Origin of the sequence: Streptomyces sp. NPDC029044 (assembly GCF_040637495.1) — a bacterium.
GTDB lineage: Bacteria > Actinomycetota > Actinomycetes > Streptomycetales > Streptomycetaceae > Streptomyces.
The window spans coordinates 1-18,693 of the sequence record NZ_JBEZWN010000021.1 but is presented as its reverse complement, the minus strand read 5'-3'; the positions used below and the strand labels follow the sequence as shown (position 1 = coordinate 18,693).

16 protein-coding genes are annotated in these 18,693 nt (G+C 71.0%); 12 read left to right on the top strand and 4 right to left on the bottom strand.

Features of this window, described 5'->3' with window-relative positions; translation table 11 throughout:
* Positions 1–30: 30 nt before the first annotated feature.
* From AB0E85_RS18900 to AB0E85_RS18885, 4 genes are all read right to left on the bottom strand, one after another.
* Positions 31–939, bottom strand: coding sequence for a carbohydrate kinase (locus tag AB0E85_RS18900; protein ID WP_361928223.1), 909 nt, complete (start codon positions 937–939; stop codon positions 31–33).
* Positions 936–1,979, bottom strand: a complete 1,044-nt coding sequence (locus tag AB0E85_RS18895; protein WP_361928220.1) for a LacI family DNA-binding transcriptional regulator — start codon at positions 1,977–1,979, stop codon at positions 936–938. Before AB0E85_RS18895 ends, AB0E85_RS18900 begins: the two co-directional genes overlap by 4 nt.
* 124 nt (positions 1,980–2,103) lie before the next feature.
* Positions 2,104–3,051, bottom strand: a complete 948-nt coding sequence (locus AB0E85_RS18890; protein ID WP_361928217.1) for a hypothetical protein — start codon at positions 3,049–3,051, stop codon at positions 2,104–2,106.
* A gap of 260 nt (positions 3,052–3,311) precedes the next feature.
* Positions 3,312–3,473 carry a hypothetical protein gene (locus AB0E85_RS18885; protein ID WP_167345916.1) on the bottom strand — a complete coding sequence of 54 codons (162 nt, stop codon included), beginning with the start codon at positions 3,471–3,473 and terminating at the stop codon, positions 3,312–3,314.
* A gap of 254 nt (positions 3,474–3,727) precedes the next feature.
* Between AB0E85_RS18885 and uvrC the strand changes: the two genes are divergently transcribed.
* The 12 genes from uvrC to pgi all read left to right on the top strand — a co-directional run.
* Positions 3,728–5,803: an excinuclease ABC subunit UvrC gene (uvrC, locus tag AB0E85_RS18880; RefSeq protein WP_361928214.1), complete on the top strand. Its 2,076-nt coding sequence runs from the start codon at positions 3,728–3,730 to the stop codon at positions 5,801–5,803.
* The gene (gene rapZ, locus AB0E85_RS18875) at positions 5,800–6,759 is read left to right on the top strand and encodes an RNase adapter RapZ (protein WP_184845048.1); all 960 of its coding nucleotides are present in this window, start codon (positions 5,800–5,802) and stop codon (positions 6,757–6,759) included. Before uvrC ends, rapZ begins: the two co-directional genes overlap by 4 nt.
* On the top strand, positions 6,756–7,832 hold the full coding sequence (gene yvcK / locus AB0E85_RS18870; RefSeq protein ID WP_361928211.1) for a uridine diphosphate-N-acetylglucosamine-binding protein YvcK: 1,077 nt from the start codon (positions 6,756–6,758) through the stop codon (positions 7,830–7,832). Before rapZ ends, yvcK begins: the two co-directional genes overlap by 4 nt.
* Positions 7,823–8,812: a DNA-binding protein WhiA gene (gene whiA, locus AB0E85_RS18865; protein WP_361928208.1), complete on the top strand. Its 990-nt coding sequence runs from the start codon at positions 7,823–7,825 to the stop codon at positions 8,810–8,812. The genes yvcK and whiA overlap by 10 nt, the downstream gene beginning before the upstream one ends.
* A gap of 151 nt (positions 8,813–8,963) precedes the next feature.
* A complete protein-coding gene (locus AB0E85_RS18860; protein WP_361928205.1) occupies positions 8,964–11,915 on the top strand; it encodes a M14 family zinc carboxypeptidase in 2,952 nt (983 codons plus the stop codon).
* A 227-nt stretch (positions 11,916–12,142) separates the two neighbouring features.
* Positions 12,143–13,150, top strand: a complete 1,008-nt coding sequence (gap, locus tag AB0E85_RS18855; protein ID WP_053671195.1) for a type I glyceraldehyde-3-phosphate dehydrogenase — start codon at positions 12,143–12,145, stop codon at positions 13,148–13,150.
* 143 nt (positions 13,151–13,293) lie between these two features.
* The gene (locus AB0E85_RS18850) at positions 13,294–14,505 is read left to right on the top strand and encodes a phosphoglycerate kinase (RefSeq protein WP_361928202.1); all 1,212 of its coding nucleotides are present in this window, start codon (positions 13,294–13,296) and stop codon (positions 14,503–14,505) included.
* A gap of 6 nt (positions 14,506–14,511) precedes the next feature.
* Entirely contained in the window at positions 14,512–15,288 is a 777-nt protein-coding gene (gene tpiA, locus AB0E85_RS18845) for a triose-phosphate isomerase (protein ID WP_033310745.1), read from the top strand.
* A gap of 94 nt (positions 15,289–15,382) precedes the next feature.
* Positions 15,383–15,619: a preprotein translocase subunit SecG gene (secG, locus tag AB0E85_RS18840; RefSeq protein ID WP_094052663.1), complete on the top strand. Its 237-nt coding sequence runs from the start codon at positions 15,383–15,385 to the stop codon at positions 15,617–15,619.
* Between the two features lie 208 nt (positions 15,620–15,827).
* On the top strand, positions 15,828–16,163 hold the full coding sequence (locus tag AB0E85_RS18835; RefSeq protein ID WP_010352468.1) for an RNA polymerase-binding protein RbpA: 336 nt from the start codon (positions 15,828–15,830) through the stop codon (positions 16,161–16,163).
* A gap of 123 nt (positions 16,164–16,286) precedes the next feature.
* Positions 16,287–17,555 carry an MFS transporter gene (locus tag AB0E85_RS18830; protein WP_361928199.1) on the top strand — a complete coding sequence of 423 codons (1,269 nt, stop codon included), beginning with the start codon at positions 16,287–16,289 and terminating at the stop codon, positions 17,553–17,555.
* 74 nt (positions 17,556–17,629) lie between these two features.
* Positions 17,630–18,693: glucose-6-phosphate isomerase (pgi, locus tag AB0E85_RS18825; RefSeq protein ID WP_361928196.1), on the top strand; the 1,064-nt coding region annotated here is incomplete at its 3' end.

Sequence of the window (18,693 nt, the reverse complement as noted above, 5' to 3'; positions counted from 1 at the left end):
CCCGGCCGCCGGAGGGCCCGCCCGTCCGGGTCAGCCCTCCAGCTCGTGCGCGTACGGCGGCTCCGCCCCGGCCCGCGAGCAGGTGATCGCCGCCGCGCGGGCCGCGAAGCCCAGCAGTTCCGTCCAGCCGCCGGGGCCCAGTCCGGCCAGCGCCCGGGCGCTGAGGGCGTCGCGTTCGGCGAGCCCGTGCAGTAGCGCCGCGTTGACCGTGTCACCCGCGCCGATCGTGTCCACGACGTCCACGCGTTCGCCCGGCACCGTGTACTCGCCCCCGTCGGCGGTGTAGGCGGTCAGGCCCTCTCCGCCCCGGGTGATCACCACCGCCTGCGGGCCGGCCGTCAGCCACTCCCGGGGCGTGCCCCCGAGCCACTCGGCGTCCTCCGCGGACAGTTTCAGCAGCGACACCGACGGCAGCCAGCTCTTGAACCGCGCCCGGTAGGCATCCGCGTCGGGGATCAGCCCGGCTCTGATGTTCGGGTCCAGCGCGGTGAACACGCCCTGCGCGGCCGCCCGCCGCATCAGCTCCTCGTACGCGCTCGCCCCCGGCTCCAGCACCAGCGAACAGGTGCCGAACGACACAGCGCGGGTGCCGGAGGGCAGCGCGGAGGGCGCCTCGAACAGCCGGTCCGCCGTCCCGTCGACGTAGAAGGAGTACGCCGCCGAGCCGTCCGCGCCGACCGTGGCGACGGCGAGGGTGGTCGGCTCGGTGCCGCGCTGCACCGAGGACACGCCGACCCCGGTTGCGCGCAGCCGGTCCAGCAGCGCCTCTCCGAAGGCGTCGGACGACACCCGGGAGCAGAAGGCGGCGGGGGAGCCGAGGCGGCCCAGCGCCACGGCCGTGTTGAACGGGCCGCCGCCGAGCGCCGGCCGCAGGGCCGCCAGGGCACCCGTGCCCTGCGGTACCAGGTCGATCAGGGCTTCACCGGCGACGACGATCACGACGGGGTTCCTTCCTCGGACGGGCTGGGGCAGCCGCACGACGTGCGGTGGACGAAGGCACAGGGCAGGCGCACGGTCCGGGCGGGCCGCTCCGGCTCGGCGAGACGCTCCAGGAGCACGTGGACGGCCCGGGCACCGATGTCCCGGCCGGGCTGGGCGATCGCGGTGAGACGGGGCGAGAACAGGTCCGCCCAGGCGAAGTCGTCGAAGCAGCACAGGGCGATGTCGTCCGGCACGGACAGGCCTCGTGCGCCCAGGGCTCGCAGCACCCCGATGGTCATGGCGTTGTTGCCCGTGACCAGAGCGGTGGGCGGCACGCCCAGGGACAGCAGGGCCTCGGTGGCCTGCTCGGCACCGGCGGACTCCGAATCGCCGTGCATCAGCAGCCGCCCGTCGTACGAGAGGCCCGCGAACGCGAGACCGCTGCGGTAGCCGGAGATCCGCTCGCTCGTGGTGCTGAGCCCCGGCCGCCCCGCCACCAGCCCGATGCGCCGGTGACCGAGCCCGGCGAGATGGGTGACCAGCCGGGACGTCGGTTCGGCGTTGTCGGCGCACACCTGGTCGAAGCGCGGACCGCTGTCCGTGGCGGGCCCGTCCACCAGCCGGTCCAGGAACACGGCCGGTACGTCGTGCCGCCCCAGATAGGCGAGCAGCCCGCGCGGATCGGCCGAGGGCGCGACGATCACGCCGTCCACCCGGCGCTCGTGCAGCAGCTGGACGACCTTGCGCTCGTGCTCCGGGTCGTCGTGCGGATCGGCGATCAGCAGGCTGTAGCCGGCCTCCAGCGCGGCGGCCTCGACGCCCTGGAGGATCTCCGTGAAGTACGGGTTGCTGATCGCCGAGACCGCGAGCCCGATGGACCGGGTACGGGCCGTCACCAGGGAACGGGCCAGGGTGTTCGTGGTGTACCCGAGCTCCTCCACGGCGTCCAGGACCGCCTGGCGGGTGTGCGGCAGCACCGGCCGGGTGCCGTTGAGCACGTGCGAGACCGTCGCCACGGAGACACCGGCGCTCCGCGCGACGTCGGCCATGGTCGGCATGGGCGCTCCCTCCTCCGCTTCCGGCGGGAAGGTATCGCATAAAGCGCCGGACGTAAACGTTTGCGCAATCGCTTACGTGCGACCCGGCCGCCCACTCGGAGAGGCACTCCGCGGGGCCGTCCCGCTATTCCCAGGCCCAGCCGATCCCCAGGAACCCCACCCGCACCCGTGGCTCGACCAGATGGACCGACCGGTGCCGGCCGCTCAGCGCCAGGTCCTGGCATCCGCTGCGGGGCGCCGCCGCCGAGTGCTGGGCGAAGCGGTGGCAGCGCACCGGCAGGGCCGCCGCGTCGAAGCACACCTGGAGGGCGTACTGGCCGCCGGGGGAGTCGAAGCCGCGCACGTACTCGTGTGACGCCTCCGCCGTGCCGTCCTCGACGCCGTAGCGGAACAGGAAGGTGTCCCCGGCCCGCAGCCGGGTGTCGAAGAGCAGTTCGGCCGCGAGCACTCCGGTGTCGCGGTGCCAACGGACGCGTCCGGTACGGCAGTTCTCCAGCGCGTGTACCCGCATGCGTTCGGGCGCGGCTCCCCGGTCGCCGTGGTGGACGGCCACGAACCGGTCGATGCCGTCCCGGTGGGCGCGCACGATGTGGTGCGCCTCGCGCTCCGCCAGCTCGCGCCGCGCCCCGATCCGGAGCCGTTCGTGGTGGCCGAGTGCGTGCAGGCCGCCGTCCGGCGGGCAGTCCAGCTCGGCCAGCAACTGGTCCAGCACACCCGAGGCCTCGACGAGGGAGCGGTAGGAACGGGCGGCGGGCCGTAGCCCGGACGGGCCCTCTGCGGAGTCGGCGAGCAGCCGGATCAGGGACTCCTCGGGAAGCTCCAGGATCTCCTCCAGCGCGCGTACGGCCCGCAGCGACTCGGGGCGCTGCGGACGCCTGGCCCCCTGCTGCCAGTAACTCAGGCTCGTGACGCCGACTTTCACCCCGTGGCGGGACAGATGGTGCTGCACGCGCTGAAGCGGCAGCCCGCGGGCTGCGATCGCGGCCCGCAGGGCGACGTGGAAGGGGCCGCCTCGCAGGGCCGAGTCCAGTTCCGCGGTGGCGACGTCCGCGTGCTGTGGGGCGTACGGCATGCAGGGGCCTCTCTGTGAGTCGGCGACGGCTGGTCAGACCGTCCGCACGGGCCGCCCGGGTGCCGTCCCGCCGGCGCGGGGCAGGTCTTCACATGCGTACGCCGTCGTTCAGGGCCCCGAGTTCCCCCGCATTGAAGCGTGTTGACCTGGTCCCGACAACACCTGATGCCGGACAGTGACGTACGCGCACCCGCCGACGCCGTCCGGACATGCGAACGCCCGGGGCGCGCGCCCCGGGCGTCCGTAGTGGAGGTGTGCTTCTAGGAGCGGTCGCTTCCGCCCTGTTCCCGCAGCGCCAGGCGCTTGGCGCGCGTGATGTCGGGATCACGCGGGTCCAGGGCGTCGCGCAGCGCCAACGGCTCGTCCGTGTACCGGCGGGCACGGACCGCCCGCCGGGTTTTCTCGATCCGCATCTGCTTCATGTGCGCAGCCCTCCGACCCGTGGCCCGTCCGCTCCGCACCGGGAACGACGGTCCGCACCGACAACCTGTGCCTGCACCGGGACGGACTCCGTCCGCCGGACGTCGCCGTGTCCCGTGGGTGAGCCCCATTCCCGCTCCCGGGGGGCCGTAACCCCGGGGCGGGACATGCCGTTGGAAACTGCCTGCCCGCCGGGGCCGTGATCGTGACCCGCGGCCGCGCCGGACTGTCGGTGCTCGCCAGTAGGGTGTGAGACATGGCCGACCCCTCCAGCTACCGCCCCAAACCGGGTGAGATCCCCGACTCGCCGGGGGTCTACAGGTTCCGTGACGAGCACCGTCGGGTGATCTACGTCGGAAAGGCGAAAAGCCTGCGCCAGCGCCTGGCGAACTACTTCCAGGACCTGGCGGGCCTGCACCCGCGCACCCGCTCCATGGTCACCACGGCCGCGTCCGTGGAGTGGACGGTCGTGTCCACGGAGGTCGAGGCGCTCCAGCTGGAGTACTCGTGGATCAAGGAGTACGACCCCCGCTTCAACGTCAAGTACCGCGACGACAAGAGCTACCCGTACCTCGCGGTGACGATGAACGAGGAGTACCCGCGCGTGCAGGTGATGCGCGGTCACAAGAAGAAGGGCGTCCGCTACTTCGGGCCCTACGCGCACGCGTGGGCGATCCGCGACACGGTCGACCTGCTGCTGCGCGTCTTCCCCGTGCGCACGTGTTCGGCCGGTGTCTTCAAGAACGCCGCCCGCACCGGCCGCCCCTGCCTCCTCGGCTACATCGGCAAGTGCTCGGCACCCTGCGTCGACCGGGTCTCCGCCGACGAGCACCGCGAACTGGCCGACGAGTTCTGCGACTTCATGACCGGCCGGACGAACACCTACATCCGCCGTCTGGAGAAGCAGATGGCGGAAGCGGCCGACGACATGGAGTACGAGCGGGCGGCCCGGCTGCGCGACGACATCGGCGCCCTGAAGAAGGCCATGGAGAAGAACGCGGTCGTGCTGGCCGACGCGACCGACGCCGACCTGATCGCGGTCGCGGAGGACGAGCTGGAGGCGGCCGTCCAGATCTTCCACGTGCGCGGCGGACGCGTCCGCGGCCAGCGCGGCTGGGTCACCGACAAGGTGGAGGAGATCACCACCGGCGCCCTCGTCGAGCACGCCCTGCAGCAGCTGTACGGGGAGGAGACGGGTGACGCCGTACCCAAGGAGGTCCTGGTCCCGGCCCTGCCCGACCCGGTGGAGCCCGTCCAGGAGTGGCTGGCCGGGCGGCGCGGCTCCGGTGTCTCCCTGCGCATCCCGCAGCGCGGCGACAAGAAGGCCCTCATGGAGACCGTGCAGCGCAACGCCCAGCAGGCGCTCGTGCTGCACAAGACCAAGCGCGCCTCCGACCTGACCACGCGCTCGCGCGCCCTGGAGGAGATCGCCGACGCCCTCGACCTGGACAGCGCTCCGCTCCGGATCGAGTGCTACGACATCTCCCACCTCCAAGGGGACGACGTCGTGGCCTCCATGGTCGTCTTCGAGGACGGACTCGCCCGCAAGAGCGAGTACCGCCGCTTCCAGATCAAGGGCTTCGCCGGGCAGGACGACGTCCGCTCGATGCACGAGGTGATCACCCGCCGCTTCCGGCGCTATCTCGCCGAGAAGGAGAAGACGGGCGAGTGGACCGACGGGGAGAACGCCGGGGCCCCTGAGATCGACGGGAACGGCGAGATCGTCGGGACCGGCGTCACCGAGGACGACGGCCGCCCCAAGAAGTTCGCCTACCCGCCCCAGCTCGTGGTCGTCGACGGTGGCGCCCCGCAGGTCGCGGCCGCCCGGCGCGCCATGGACGAGCTCGGCATCGACGACATCGCCGTGTGCGGCCTCGCCAAGCGCCTGGAGGAGGTCTGGCTGCCCGGCGACGACGACCCGGTGGTCCTGCCCCGCACCAGCGAAGGCCTGTACCTGCTCCAGCGCGTCCGTGACGAGGCCCACAGGTTCGCCATCAGCTACCAGCGCGCCAAGCGGTCCAAGCGCTTCCGCTCCAGCCCCCTGGACGACGTCCCCGGCCTCGGGGACACCCGCAAGCAGGCACTTCTGAAGCACTTCGGTTCGTTGAAGAAACTGCGATCCGCCACCATCGACCAGATCTGCGAGGTCCCGGGCATAGGCCGCAAGACGGCCGAGACGATCGCGGTGGCCCTCGCCCGCTCGGCCCCGGCCGCACCCGCCGTCAACACGGCGACTGGAGAGATCATGGAGGAGGAACCCGGCACCATGGGTTCCAGTGGGGAACCCGTGACGACGGGAGCCCCGGACGAACGACGGGGGCAGGAGACATGAATGTGAACGAGCACGACAGCCGCACAGAGCACGCCGGAGACGGAGCACAGGTGAGTACGGGCACGCCCAACGAGAAGACGCCGGTCCCGGACGCGGCCATCCCCGAGCTGGTGATCATCTCCGGCATGTCCGGAGCCGGGCGCTCCACGGCGGCGAAGTGCCTGGAGGACCTCGGCTGGTTCGTCGTCGACAACCTGCCGCCCGCCCTGATCCCCACCATGGTGGAACTCGGCGCCCGCTCCCAGGGCAACGTGGCGCGGATCGCCGTCGTCGTCGATGTCCGCGGCCGCCGCTTCTTCGACAACCTCCGCGAGTCCCTCGCCGATCTGGAGGCGAAGAACGTCACACGGCGGATCGTCTTCCTGGAGTCCTCCGACGAGGCCCTGGTCCGCCGCTTCGAGTCGGTGCGCCGCCCGCACCCCCTCCAGGGCGACGGCCGCATCGTCGACGGCATCGCCGCCGAACGCGAGCTGCTGCGCGAGCTGCGCGGCGACGCCGACCTGGTGATCGACACCTCCAGCCTCAATGTGCACGAGCTGCGCGCCAAGATGGACGCCCAGTTCGCCGGCGAGGAGGAGCCGGAGCTGCGGGCCACGGTCATGTCGTTCGGCTACAAGTACGGCCTCCCCGTCGACGCCGACCTCGTCGTCGACTGCCGCTTCCTGCCCAACCCGCACTGGGTCCCGGAGCTGCGCCCGTACACCGGCCTCAACGACGAGGTCTCCGGGTACGTCTTCAACCAGCCCGGCGCCAAGGAGTTCCTCGACCGCTACACGGAGCTCCTCCAGCTCGTCGCCACCGGCTACCGCCGCGAGGGCAAGCGCTACGTGACCATCGCCGTGGGCTGCACGGGCGGCAAGCACCGCTCGGTCGCCATGTCGGAGAAGCTGGCCGCCCGGCTCGCCGCCGAGGGCGTGGAGACGGTGGTCGTACACCGGGACATGGGACGCGAATGACACCACGTACACCGCGGCTGAGCCGGCTGCGCCGGGTGGTGCCCGACGGCAACGGCGGAAAGGGCGGGCGGCCCGCCGAGGCCCGGGGCGGCAGAGCGCGCCGCCGCGGCACCCAGCCCAAGGTCGTCGCCCTCGGCGGCGGCATGGGCCTGTCCGCCTCGCTCGCCGCGCTGCGCCGGATCACCGGCGACCTCACCGCCGTCGTCACCGTGGCCGACGACGGCGGCTCCAGCGGTCGCCTGCGCGACGAGCTCGGCGTGCTGCCGCCCGGCGACCTGCGCAAGGCGCTGGCCGCGCTGTGCGGTGACGACGACTGGGGCCAGACCTGGGCCCGGGTCATCCAGCACCGCTTCCAGTCCCACGGCGACCTGCACGAACACGCGGTCGGCAACCTGCTGATCGTCGCCCTGTGGGAACAGCTCGGCGACCACGTGCAGGCCCTCGACCTGGTCGGACGGCTGCTGGGCGCCCAGGGGCGCGTGCTGCCGATGTCCGCCGTGCCGCTGGAGCTCCAAGCCCTGGTCAAGGGCCACGACCCGGCGCGCCCGGAAGAGGTCGACACGGTCCGCGGCCAGGCGACCGTCGCCCTCACCCCGGGCGAGGTGCAGTCCGTGCACCTCGTGCCGAACGACCCGCCGGCCGTGCCCGAGGCGGTCGAGGCCGTCCTGGACGCGGACTGGGTGGTGCTCGGCCCCGGCTCCTGGTTCTCCTCGGTCATCCCGCACCTGCTCGTGCCCGAGCTGCTGGACGCGCTCAGCCAGACGAAGGCCCGCCGGGTACTCTCCCTGAACCTCGCGCCGCAGCCCGGAGAAACCGACGGCTTCTCCCCGCAGCGTCATTTGGAGGTTTTGGGACGACACGCCCCTAAACTCGCCCTGGACGTGGTGCTGGCCGACGAGGCCGCCGTGCCCGACCGCGACTCCCTGACCGATGCCGCCAAGCGGTTCGGGGCCGCGGTCGAGCTGGCGCCGGTGGCCAGACCCGACGGGACCCCGAGGCACGACCCGGAGCTGTTGGCCGCCGCGTACGACCGTATTTTTCGGATGCATGGAAGGATCGGCCCATGGCGATGACGGCAGCGGTGAAGGACGAGATCTCCCGGCTCCCCGTCACCCGGACCTGCTGCAGAAAGGCGGAGGTCTCCGCCATCCTGCGGTTCGCCGGCGGCCTCCACCTGGTGAGCGGTCGGATCGTGATCGAGGCGGAGCTGGACACGGCGATGGCGGCCCGCCGCCTCAAGCGGGACGTCCTGGAGATCTTCGGCCACAGCTCCGAACTGATCGTGATGGCTCCGGGCGGGCTGCGCCGCGGCTCGCGCTACGTCGTACGGGTGGTGGCGGGCGGCGACCAGCTCGCGCGCCAGACCGGCCTGGTCGACGGGCGCGGCCGCCCGATCCGCGGCCTGCCGCCGCAGGTGGTCTCGGGGGCCACCTGCGACGCCGAGGCCGCCTGGCGTGGCGCCTTCCTGGCGCACGGCTCGCTCACCGAGCCCGGCCGCTCCTCCTCCCTGGAGGTGACGTGCCCGGGGCCCGAGGCCGCGCTCGCCCTGGTCGGCGCCGCCCGCCGGCTGTCGATCGCCGCGAAGGCCCGCGAGGTGCGCGGGGTGGACCGGGTCGTCGTCCGGGACGGTGACGCGATCGGCGCCCTGCTGACGCGCCTCGGCGCGCACGAGTCGGTGCTGGCCTGGGAGGAGCGCCGGATGCGCCGCGAGGTGCGCGCCACGGCGAACCGGCTCGCCAACTTCGACGACGCCAACCTTCGGCGCTCCGCCCGCGCGGCCGTCGCCGCGGGCGCCCGGGTGCAGCGCGCCCTGGAGATCCTCGCCGACGACGTGCCCGAGCACCTGGCCGCCGCGGGCCGGCTGCGCATGGAGCACAAGCAGGCCTCCCTGGAGGAGCTGGGCGCGCTCGCCGACCCGCCGCTGACCAAGGACGCGGTCGCCGGCCGGATCCGCCGCCTGCTGGCCATGGCCGACAAGCGCGCCTCCGACCTCGGCATCCCGGGCACGGAGGCGAACCTCAGCGAGGAGCTGGCCGACAACCTGGTGGGCTGATCCCACACGACGTCAAGAAGCCGGTGCCGGAGCCCACTTGGGTGACCGGCACCGGCTTCTGCGTGTCGCTGAGGCACCCTTGACTCGATCATGGTCTGTCATGAGCCTGGCATCTGTTCGCCGCTGTGGCGGACCCACGCTAGGGGAGTTCATGAGACGAAGAGCGAGATCGATCCTCGCTGTCGGCGCGCTCCTGATCGGCGGAGCGAGCTTCGCACCCATCGCCCAGGCAGAGCCGGGCAGTCCGGCCTCGACCGACCCGGACGAGGTCAAGGTGTTCCGCGCCGAGGTCACCCGGCAGCAGGTACCCCTGCTGCTGGCCGCCGGCCAGGACGGCCACGAACTGAGCGAGCGGGTACCCGAGAAGGGCACCGCGACCGTCGAGGCCTACCTGACGGACCAGCAGGCGAAGAAGCTGGAGAAACAGGGCGTCGGCCTCACCGAGCACAAGGTCTCCGCCCGGGCCGAGGCCCGCGTCGAGGACGCCGCCGAGGGCGTGTTCCGCCCGTACAGCGGCAAGGGCGGCCTGCGGGAGGAACTCCTGCGGACCGCGCAGGAGAACCCGGACCTCACCAAGGTCGTCTCCATCGGCAGGACCATCAAGGGCCAGGACATCCTCGCGCTGAAGCTCACCAAGGGCGCGAAGAAGACGAAGGACGGCTCCAAGCCCTCCGTCCTCTACATGTCCAACCAGCACGCGCGCGAGTGGATCACGCCGGAGATGACCCGGCGCCTGATGCACCACTACCTGGACAACTACAAGAAGGACCGGCGCGTCAAGAAGATCGTCGACTCCACCGAACTGTGGTTCCTGCTGTCGGCCAACCCCGACGGCTACGACTACACCTTCGCCGACCCCGCCAACCGCCAGTGGCGCAAGAACCTGCGGGACGTCAACGGCGACGGCACCATCTCCACCGGCGACGGCGTCGACCTCAACCGCAACTTCGCCTACAAGTGGGGCTACGACGACGAGGGCTCGTCCCCCAACCCCACCAGCCAGACCTACCGCGGCGCCGGCCCGGCCTCCGAGCCGGAGACCAAGGCCCTGGACGCCTTCCAGAAGCGGATCGGCTTCACCTACGGCATCAACTACCACTCCGCCGCCGAACTCCTCCTCTACGGGGTCGGCTGGCAGGTGGCCACCCACACGCCGGACGACGTCGTGTACAAGGCGCTCGCCGGTACGCCCGACAACTCCGCGATCCCCGGCTACCACCCGCAGCTCTCCTCCGAGCTGTACACCACCAACGGCGAGGCGGACGGCCACGCGGCGAACGTCAACGGCCTGGCGATGTTCACCCCCGAGATGTCGACCTGCCAGACCGCCTCGAACCTCGACCCGAACGACCCGTGGAAGGCGGCCGACTGCCAGTCGGTCTTCACCTTCCCGGACGACGAGAAGCTGATCCAGCAGGAGTACGCCAAGAACGTCCCGTTCGCGCTCTCCGTCGCCGAGTCCGCCGCCCGTCCGGACCGGCCGTCGTCGTCGGTCGGCCTGAACGCCGCCGACTTCACCCCGGCCGCGTTCGGCACGTCGTACTCCCGCGGCGCCGACCAGGAGGTCTCCGTCGTCGTACGGAAGTCCGTGCGCGACAAGGAGCTCAAGTACCGCGTCAACGGCGGCCGCACCGAGGACATGGCGCTCAAGCCCTGGAAGGGCGGCGAGACCTACGGCGGTGATGACAACCTCTACTTCGACGAGTACCGGGCGAAGGTCAAGGACGGGGACCCGGGCGACCGGGTCGAGGTGTGGTTCACCGGCGAGGCGAAGAACGGCAAGAAGCTCTCCAGCGAGCGCTTCACCTACACCGTCGCCGAGCGGCCCCGGGCGAACACCCTCGTCGTCGCCGAGGAGGGCGCTGCCGCCACCCAGGCACAGACGTACGTGGACGCGCTCAAGGCGAGCGGCCGCAAGGCGGTCGTCTGGGACGTCGCCGAGCACGGCGCGCCGGACGCGCTGGGCGTGCTGAGCCACTTCGACACCGTCGTCCACTACACGGGCGCGAACGTCCCGGGGGTCGCCACCCAGCTCCAGCTGCGGGCCTTCCTCAACGAGGGCGGCCGGCTGATCGAGGCCGGTGAGCAGGCCGGCGGCAACGTCGATCTCGGCGGCGCGCTGTCGAACGACTTCAGCCAGTACTACCTGGGCGCCTACACCCGCACCGCCACCCCGGGCGCCACCGGCTTCACCGGCTCCGGCGAGCTGGGCGGCGTCACCAGCCCGCTGGGCGCGGCACTCGGCAACCCACTGGACAAGGCCGGCACCTACAGCGTCACCTCCGACGAACTGGGGACCGACGTCTTCCCGCAGTTCGCGAGCAAGGGCGCCGGGCAGTTCGCCGGCACGGTCAACCCCTACGGTCCCTACGCGGGCTCGTCGATGGCCGCCGCCGTCCACACCAACGACGCCTACAAGCGCCTCACGCGCACCGTCGACCTCACCGGCACCACCGCGTCCGAGCGGCCGGCCCTGCGCACCCAGCTCCTCTGGGACACCGAGTCCGGCTACGACCACGCCATCGTCGAGGCCCGCACCGCGGGCGCCGACGACTGGACGACCCTCCCCGAGACGGGCGGCGCCACCGGAACGGCCGTTCCGGCGGAGTGCCAGGCCGGGTACTACGTCAACGAGCACCCCTGGCTGAAGCACTACCTCACCGTGGCGGACGACGGCTGCACCGCGACCGGTACCACCGGCGCCTGGAACAGCCTCACCGGCACCTCCAACGGCTGGCAGCAGGTGAACTTCGACCTGAGCGCCTACGCCGGCAAGACGGTCGAGATCTCGATCGGCTACGTCACCGACCCGGGCAGCGGCGGACGCGGCGTCCTCGCCGACGACGCCTCGCTCGTCGTCGGCGGCACGGCGAAGGAGACCGAGGGCTTCGAGACATCGCTCGGCGCCTGGAAGGTCACCGGACCGCCCGAGGGCAGCCCGGCCGTCCTCAAGGACTGGGCCCGCACCGGCGCCCTGTTCCAGACGTACGGCGCGGTCACCACGGACGACACCGTGCTGCTGGGCTTCGGCCTGGAGCACGTCACCGCGGCGGCCGACCGGACGGCACTGATGAGAAAGGCGCTCGCCTCCCTGGACGGGTGACATCCCTGGTCAACGGGGAACTCGTGCGCTAGCGAAATCGAGTGATTGTGCTCGCGGCCGTGGGCGGTCCGTACCCCTACTGGCGGGTACGGACCGCCCTGCCGTGTATGAGGCATCTGGATGTCACCACCGCCGCTTCAGGGAGGTAGGGTCGTAGGCGGTCGGGGACATCCCAAACAGAGCTCGCCGGCACTTCATGGCCGGCGTACCAACGAGGAGATCGGTTCGTGACGATCCGCGTAGGCATCAACGGCTTCGGCCGCATCGGTCGTAACTACTTCCGCGCGCTGCTGGAGCAGGGTGCAGACATCGAGATCGTGGCTGTCAACGACCTGGGTGACACCGCGACCACCGCCCACCTGCTGAAGTACGACACGATCCTGGGCCGCCTCAAGCAGGAGGTCACCCACACCGCCGACACGATCACGGTCGACGGCAAGACCATCAAGGTCCTGGCCGAGCGCAACCCCGCCGACATCCCGTGGGGCGAGCTGGGCGTCGACATCGTCATCGAGTCGACGGGCATCTTCACCAAGAAGGCCGACGCCGAGAAGCACCTCGCCGGTGGCGCGAAGAAGGTCCTCATCTCGGCTCCGGCCAAGGACGAGGACGTCACCATCGTGATGGGCGTCAACCAGGACAAGTACGACCCGGCGAACCACCACGTCATCTCCAACGCCTCCTGCACCACCAACTGTGTGGCGCCGATGGCGAAGGTCCTCGACGAGAACTTCGGCATCGTCAAGGGCCTGATGACGACGGTGCACGCGTACACCAACGACCAGCGCATCCTGGACTTCCCGCACAAGGACCTGCGTCGCGCGCGTGCCGCCGCCGAGAACATCATTCCGACCACCACGGGTGCCGCCAAGGCCACCGCACTGGTGCTGCCGCAGCTCAAGGGCAAGCTGGACGGCATCGCCATGCGCGTCCCGGTCCCGACCGGCTCGGTCACCGACCTCGTCCTGGAGCTGGGCCGCGAGGTCACCAAGGAAGAGGTCAACGCCGCCTTCCAGAAGGCGGCCGAGGGCGAGCTGAAGGGCATCCTCGAGTACACCGAGGACCCGATCGTCTCCTCCGACATCGTGAACGCGCCGGCGTCCTGCACCTTCGACTCCTCCCTGACCATGGTCCAGGAGGGCAAGAACGTGAAGGTCATCGGCTGGTACGACAACGAGTGGGGCTACTCCAACCGCCTCGTGGACCTTACGGTCTTCGTCGGCAACCAGCTCTGATCAACCCAGCAGGCACGTCCATGTGAGAGCAGGGCTCGGGCGGCGCGAGGACGCGCCGTCCGAGCCCTGACTCACGTACAGATCAGAGCTGTTCGATCACGAGCGCTTCCGAGCGATCACGAGCTCTTTCAGGAGTCCCCTTCATGAAGACGATCGACGAACTCCTCTCCGAGGGAGTTGCGGGCAAGCGGGTCTTCGTCCGCGCCGACCTGAACGTGCCGCTGGACGGCACGCGCATCACCGACGACGGCCGCATCCGCGCCGTGCTGCCCACGGTCAAGGCCCTCGCCGACGCCGGTGCCCGGGTCGTCGTCGCTTCCCACCTGGGCCGCCCCAAGGGCGCCCCGGACCCGGCCTTCTCCCTCGCCCCGGCCGCCGCGCGCCTCGGGGAACTCCTCGGGGCGGACGTCGCCTTCGCGACCGACACGGTCGGCGAGTCCGCCCGGACCACCGTCGCCGGCCTCGCCGACGGCCGGGTCGCGGTCGTGGAGAACCTGCGCTTCAACGCCGGCGAGACCAGCAAGGACGACGCCGAGCGCGGCGCCTTCGCCGACCGGCTCGCCGCTCTCGCGGACGTCTACGTCGGTGACGGTTTCGGCGCGGTGCACCGCAAGCACGCCTCCGTCTTCGACCTCCCGGCCCGGCTGCCGCACTACGCCGGCTACCTCATCGCCACCGAGGTCGGCGTCCTGAAGAAGCTCACCGACGACGTCAAGCGGCCCTACGCCGTCGTCCTGGGCGGCGCCAAGGTCTCCGACAAGCTCGCCGTCATCGACCAGCTCCTCGGCAAGGCCGACCGTCTGCTCATCGGCGGTGGCATGGTCTTCACCTTCCTCAAGGCCAAGGGCCACGAGATCGGCTCGTCCCTGGTCCAGGAGGACCAGCTCCCGGTCGTCCGCGAGTACATCGAGCGCGCCGAGAAGAACGGCGTCGAGCTGGTCCTGCCCGTGGACGTCGTGGTCGCGCCGGAGTTCCCGGACCTCAAGACCAAGGCCCCGGCCAATCCCAGCACGGTCGCCGCGGACGCCATGCCGGCCGGCCAGATGGGTCTGGACATCGGACCCGAGTCCCGCAAGCTGTACGCCTCGAAGATCGCCGACGCCGCCACCGTCTTCTGGAACGGCCCCATGGGCGTCTTCGAGCACCCCGATTTCGCCGAGGGCACCAAGGCGGTCGCCCAGGCTCTCCTCGACTCCCAGGCCTTCACGGTGGTCGGTGGTGGCGACTCCGCCGCCGCCGTCCGCATCCTGGGCTTCGACGAGAACGCATTCGGCCACATCTCGACCGGTGGCGGCGCCTCCCTCGAATACCTCGAGGGCAAGACGCTCCCCGGCCTCGCCGCACTGGAGGACTGACCCTTTATGAGCACGCGCACGCCGCTGATGGCGGGCAACTGGAAGATGAACCTCAACCACCTCGAGGCCATCGCGCACGTCCAGAAGCTCGCCTTCGCCCTGGCCGACAAGGACTACGAGGCCGTCGAGGTCGCCGTCCTGCCGCCCTTCACCGACCTGCGCTCCGTGCAGACTCTGGTCGACGGCGACAAGCTCAAGATCAAGTACGGCGCCCAGGACATCTCGGCGCACGACAGCGGTGCCTTCACCGGCGAGATCTCCGGCCCGATGCTGGCCAAGCTGAAGTGCACGTACGTCGCCATCGGCCACAGTGAGCGCCGCCAGTACCACGCCGAGACCGACGAGCTGGTGAACGCCAAGGTCAAGGCCGCCTACAAGCACGGTCTGACCCCGATCCTGTGCGTCGGTGAGGAGCTGGAGGTCCGCGAGGCGGGCAACCACGTCTCCCACACCCTCGCCCAGGTCGAGGGCGGTCTGAAGGACCTCCCCGCCGAGCAGGCCGAGACCGTCGTGATCGCCTACGAGCCCGTCTGGGCCATCGGCACCGGCAAGGTCTGCGGCGCCGAGGACGCCCAGGAGGTCTGCGCGGCGATCCGCGGCAAGATCGCCGAGCTGTACTCGCAGGACCTGGCCGACAAGGTCCGCATCCAGTACGGCGGCTCGGTCAAGGCCGGCAACGTCGCGGAGATCATGGCCCAGGCCGACATCGACGGCGCCCTGGTCGGCGGCGCGTCGCTGGACGCCGACGAGTTCGTCAAGATCGTGCGCTTCCGCGACCAGTGAGTATGCGGTAGCGGCGATCCGTCGTACCCTTGCGGGGTCCAGCGCTGTGCTGGGCCCCGCGTCGTCATCCGAATCCGAGGAAGTTGGTCCAGCCGTGGTTTTGGGGTTCTCGATCGCCCTGATCGTCTTCAGCCTGCTGCTGATGCTGCTGGTGCTGATGCACAAGGGGAAGGGCGGCGGCCTCTCCGACATGTTCGGCGGCGGCATGCAGTCCTCCGTCGGCGGCTCCTCGGTCGCCGAGCGCAACCTCGACCGGATCACCGTCGTGATCGGTCTGCTGTGGTTCGCGTGCATCGTCGTGCTCGGCATCCTGATGAAGGTGAACAACTGACCGAGCCGCGGTCCGCACGGAACTTGCACGTAAGGCCCCATGTTCGGTACGCGCAGCACAGCGCGGCCTATCATGGGGCTTGCGTCTAGGTGTGAGGGTTGTAACTCCAATCACTGGACGCGCGTTGGGCCTTACGTAGACTGAGGCGCTCGCAGCGAAGCGGAACGCCGACTCGCTTCGCGGCACCATCACGCAGGGAGTTACGACCGTGGCAAGTGGCAACGCGATCCGGGGAAGCCGGGTCGGGGCGGGGCCGATGGGCGAGGCCGAGCGCGGCGAGTCCGCGCCGCGGCTGCGCATCTCCTTCTGGTGCTCCAACGGACACGAGACCCAGCCGAGCTTCGCCAGCGACGCGCAGGTGCCCGATACCTGGGACTGTCCCCGCTGCGGCTTTCCGGCAGGCCAGGACCGGGACAACCCCCCGGCCCCGCCGCGCACCGAGCCCTACAAGACGCACCTGGCGTACGTGCGTGAGCGGCGCAGCGATGCCGACGGCGAGGCCATCCTCGCCGAGGCGCTCGCCAAACTGCGGGGCGAGATCTAGAAGTCGAGACCGGCCGGGCACCAGCAGGTGCCCGGCCGGAGCTGCCTCCCCGCCTGCACCGCCGACCGATTGTCAGTGGTGCCCTCTACGGTTTGTGCATCGGACGAACCATGAGGGGGAGCGGTGGCGACGGTCGAGGTGGGGAGCAGCGCTCCGCCCGCATGGCGCGGAGGCTTCGGACGGCTGTGGAGCGCCGCCGTGCTGTCCAGCTTCGGCGACGCGCTGCGGACAGCGGCGCTGCCCCTGCTGGCCGTCACCCTGACCGACGATCCGCTGCTCATCGCCTCCGTCACGGCCTGCGGCTATCTGCCCTGGATCGTCTTCGGCCTGCTCGGCGGGGCCGTCGCCGACCGGGTCGACCAGCGGCGGGCCATGTGGATGGTCGACGCCTTACGCGGGCTGCTGGTCGCCGCCTTCGCGGTCGCCGTCGCGCTCGGCCACGCCTCGATCGGTCTGCTGATCGTGCTGGCCTTGGCACTGACCACCCTCCAGACCCTCTTCGACAACGCGGCGACCGCGCTGCTGCCCGCCCTGGTCGACCGGGACGGGCTGGGCAGCGCCAACGCCCGGCTGATGACCGGCCAGCGCATCGCCGGCGGCCTGCTCGGCGGGCCCGTCGTGCCGCTGCTGCTGGCGGCCGGGGTGGCGGTGCCGTTCGCGGCGGACGCGGTGACCTTCCTGGTGGCCGCCGCGTTGATCGCCACGCTCCCGGTCGCCGCGCCGGACCGCGAGCCGAGGCCGGCGGGCAGCACCCTGCGGCGGGAGATCGCCGAGGGACTGCGCGTCCTGACCCGCGACAAGGCCCTGCGCGGACTGTGCACCGCCACCGCCCTGTGCAACATCGGCATGGGCGCCCTCATCGCCACCCTCGTGATCCTGGTGACCGGCTGGCTCGACGCGGGCAACGCCGGGTACGCGGTGGCGACGACCGCCTACACCGTCGGCAGCCTGGCCGGGGGAGCGGCCGGCGGCCGGCTCGTCGCCCGCTTCGGACGGATGCGCCTGGTGCTCGTCGCCGGGACGGCGCAGACCGCAGCCCTCCTCGTCATGGGCTCGGTGCGCAGCATGGTCGCGCTGGGGGCCGCCCTGGCCGTCCTCGGGTTCATGGGCATGGTGTGGAACGTCAACACCACGACGCTGATGCAGCAGCGCAGCCCCGCCGAGCTGCTGGGCCGGGTGAGCTCCGCCTTCCGCACGCTCGCGATCGCGGGCACACCCCTGGGCGCGCTGCTGGGCGGAGCCGTCGCCGGCGCCTGGGGGGAGAACACCCCGGCGCTGCTCGCGGCCGCCTTCTTCGTCCTGTCCGTCATCGCGCTGATACCCGCGCGCCGGTCGGACGTACCTGTTGTTGCGCCGGACGACGGCGCGACGACAGGCCACGGCAACCGCTGATCAATTAGGTTGGACCGGCAGCGGGGCAGGTACGCGGCAGCACAGGCAGGCAAGGAAGAAGGCTGAAGTCCGAGATGAACGCAGACGGCCGTACCAGGCTCAACCAGACGCCCGAGTGGACGGCACTGACCAAGCACCGCGAGGAGTTGGGGCACATCCGGCTGCGCGAGCTGTTCGCCGCCGACCCCGGCCGCGGCAGCGCGTACACCCTTCGGGTGGGAGACCTGTACGTCGACTACTCCAAGCACCTCGTCACCGACGACACCCTGCGGCTGCTGCGCGAACTGGCCGCCGCCACCGATGTCTTCGGGCTCCGGGACGCCATGTTCCGCGGTGAGAAGATCAACACGACCGAGGACCGGGCCGTTCTGCACACCGCGCTGCGCGCCCCGCGGGACGCGGTGATCGAGGTCGACGGCGAGAACGTCGTGCCCGATGTGCACGCCGTGCTCGACAAGATGGCGGACTTCGCGGACCGGGTGCGCTCCGGCGAGTGGACCGGCCACACCGGCAAGCCGATCCGCAACGTCGTCAACATCGGCATCGGCGGCTCCGACCTCGGCCCGGCGATGGCCTACGAGGCGCTGCGGGCCTTCACCGACCGCTCGCTGACGGTGCGTTTCGTGTCGAACGTGGACGGCTCCGACCTGCACGAGGCGGTACGGGACCTGGACCCGGCTCAGACGCTGTTCGTCATCGCCTCCAAGACCTTCACCACGATCGAGACGGTCACCAACGCCACGTCCGCGCGCTCCTGGCTGCTGGACGCGCTCGCCGAGGAGGCCGCCGTCGCCCGGCACTTCGTGGCGCTGTCGACGAACGCGGAGAACGTCGCCGAGTTCGGCATCGACACGGCCAACATGTTCGAGTTCTGGGACTGGGTCGGCGGCCGCTACTCGTACGACTCCGCGATCGGCCTGTCCCTGATGATCGCGATCGGCCCGGACCGCTTCCGGGAGATGCTCGACGGCTTCCGCATCGTCGACGAGCACTTCCGGACGGCGCCCGCCGAGTCCAACGTGCCGCTGCTGCTGGGTCTGCTGGGCATCTGGTACGGCAACTTCCACGACGCCCAGTCGCACGCGGTCCTGCCCTACAGCCACTACCTGTCCAAGTTCACCGCCTACCTCCAGCAGCT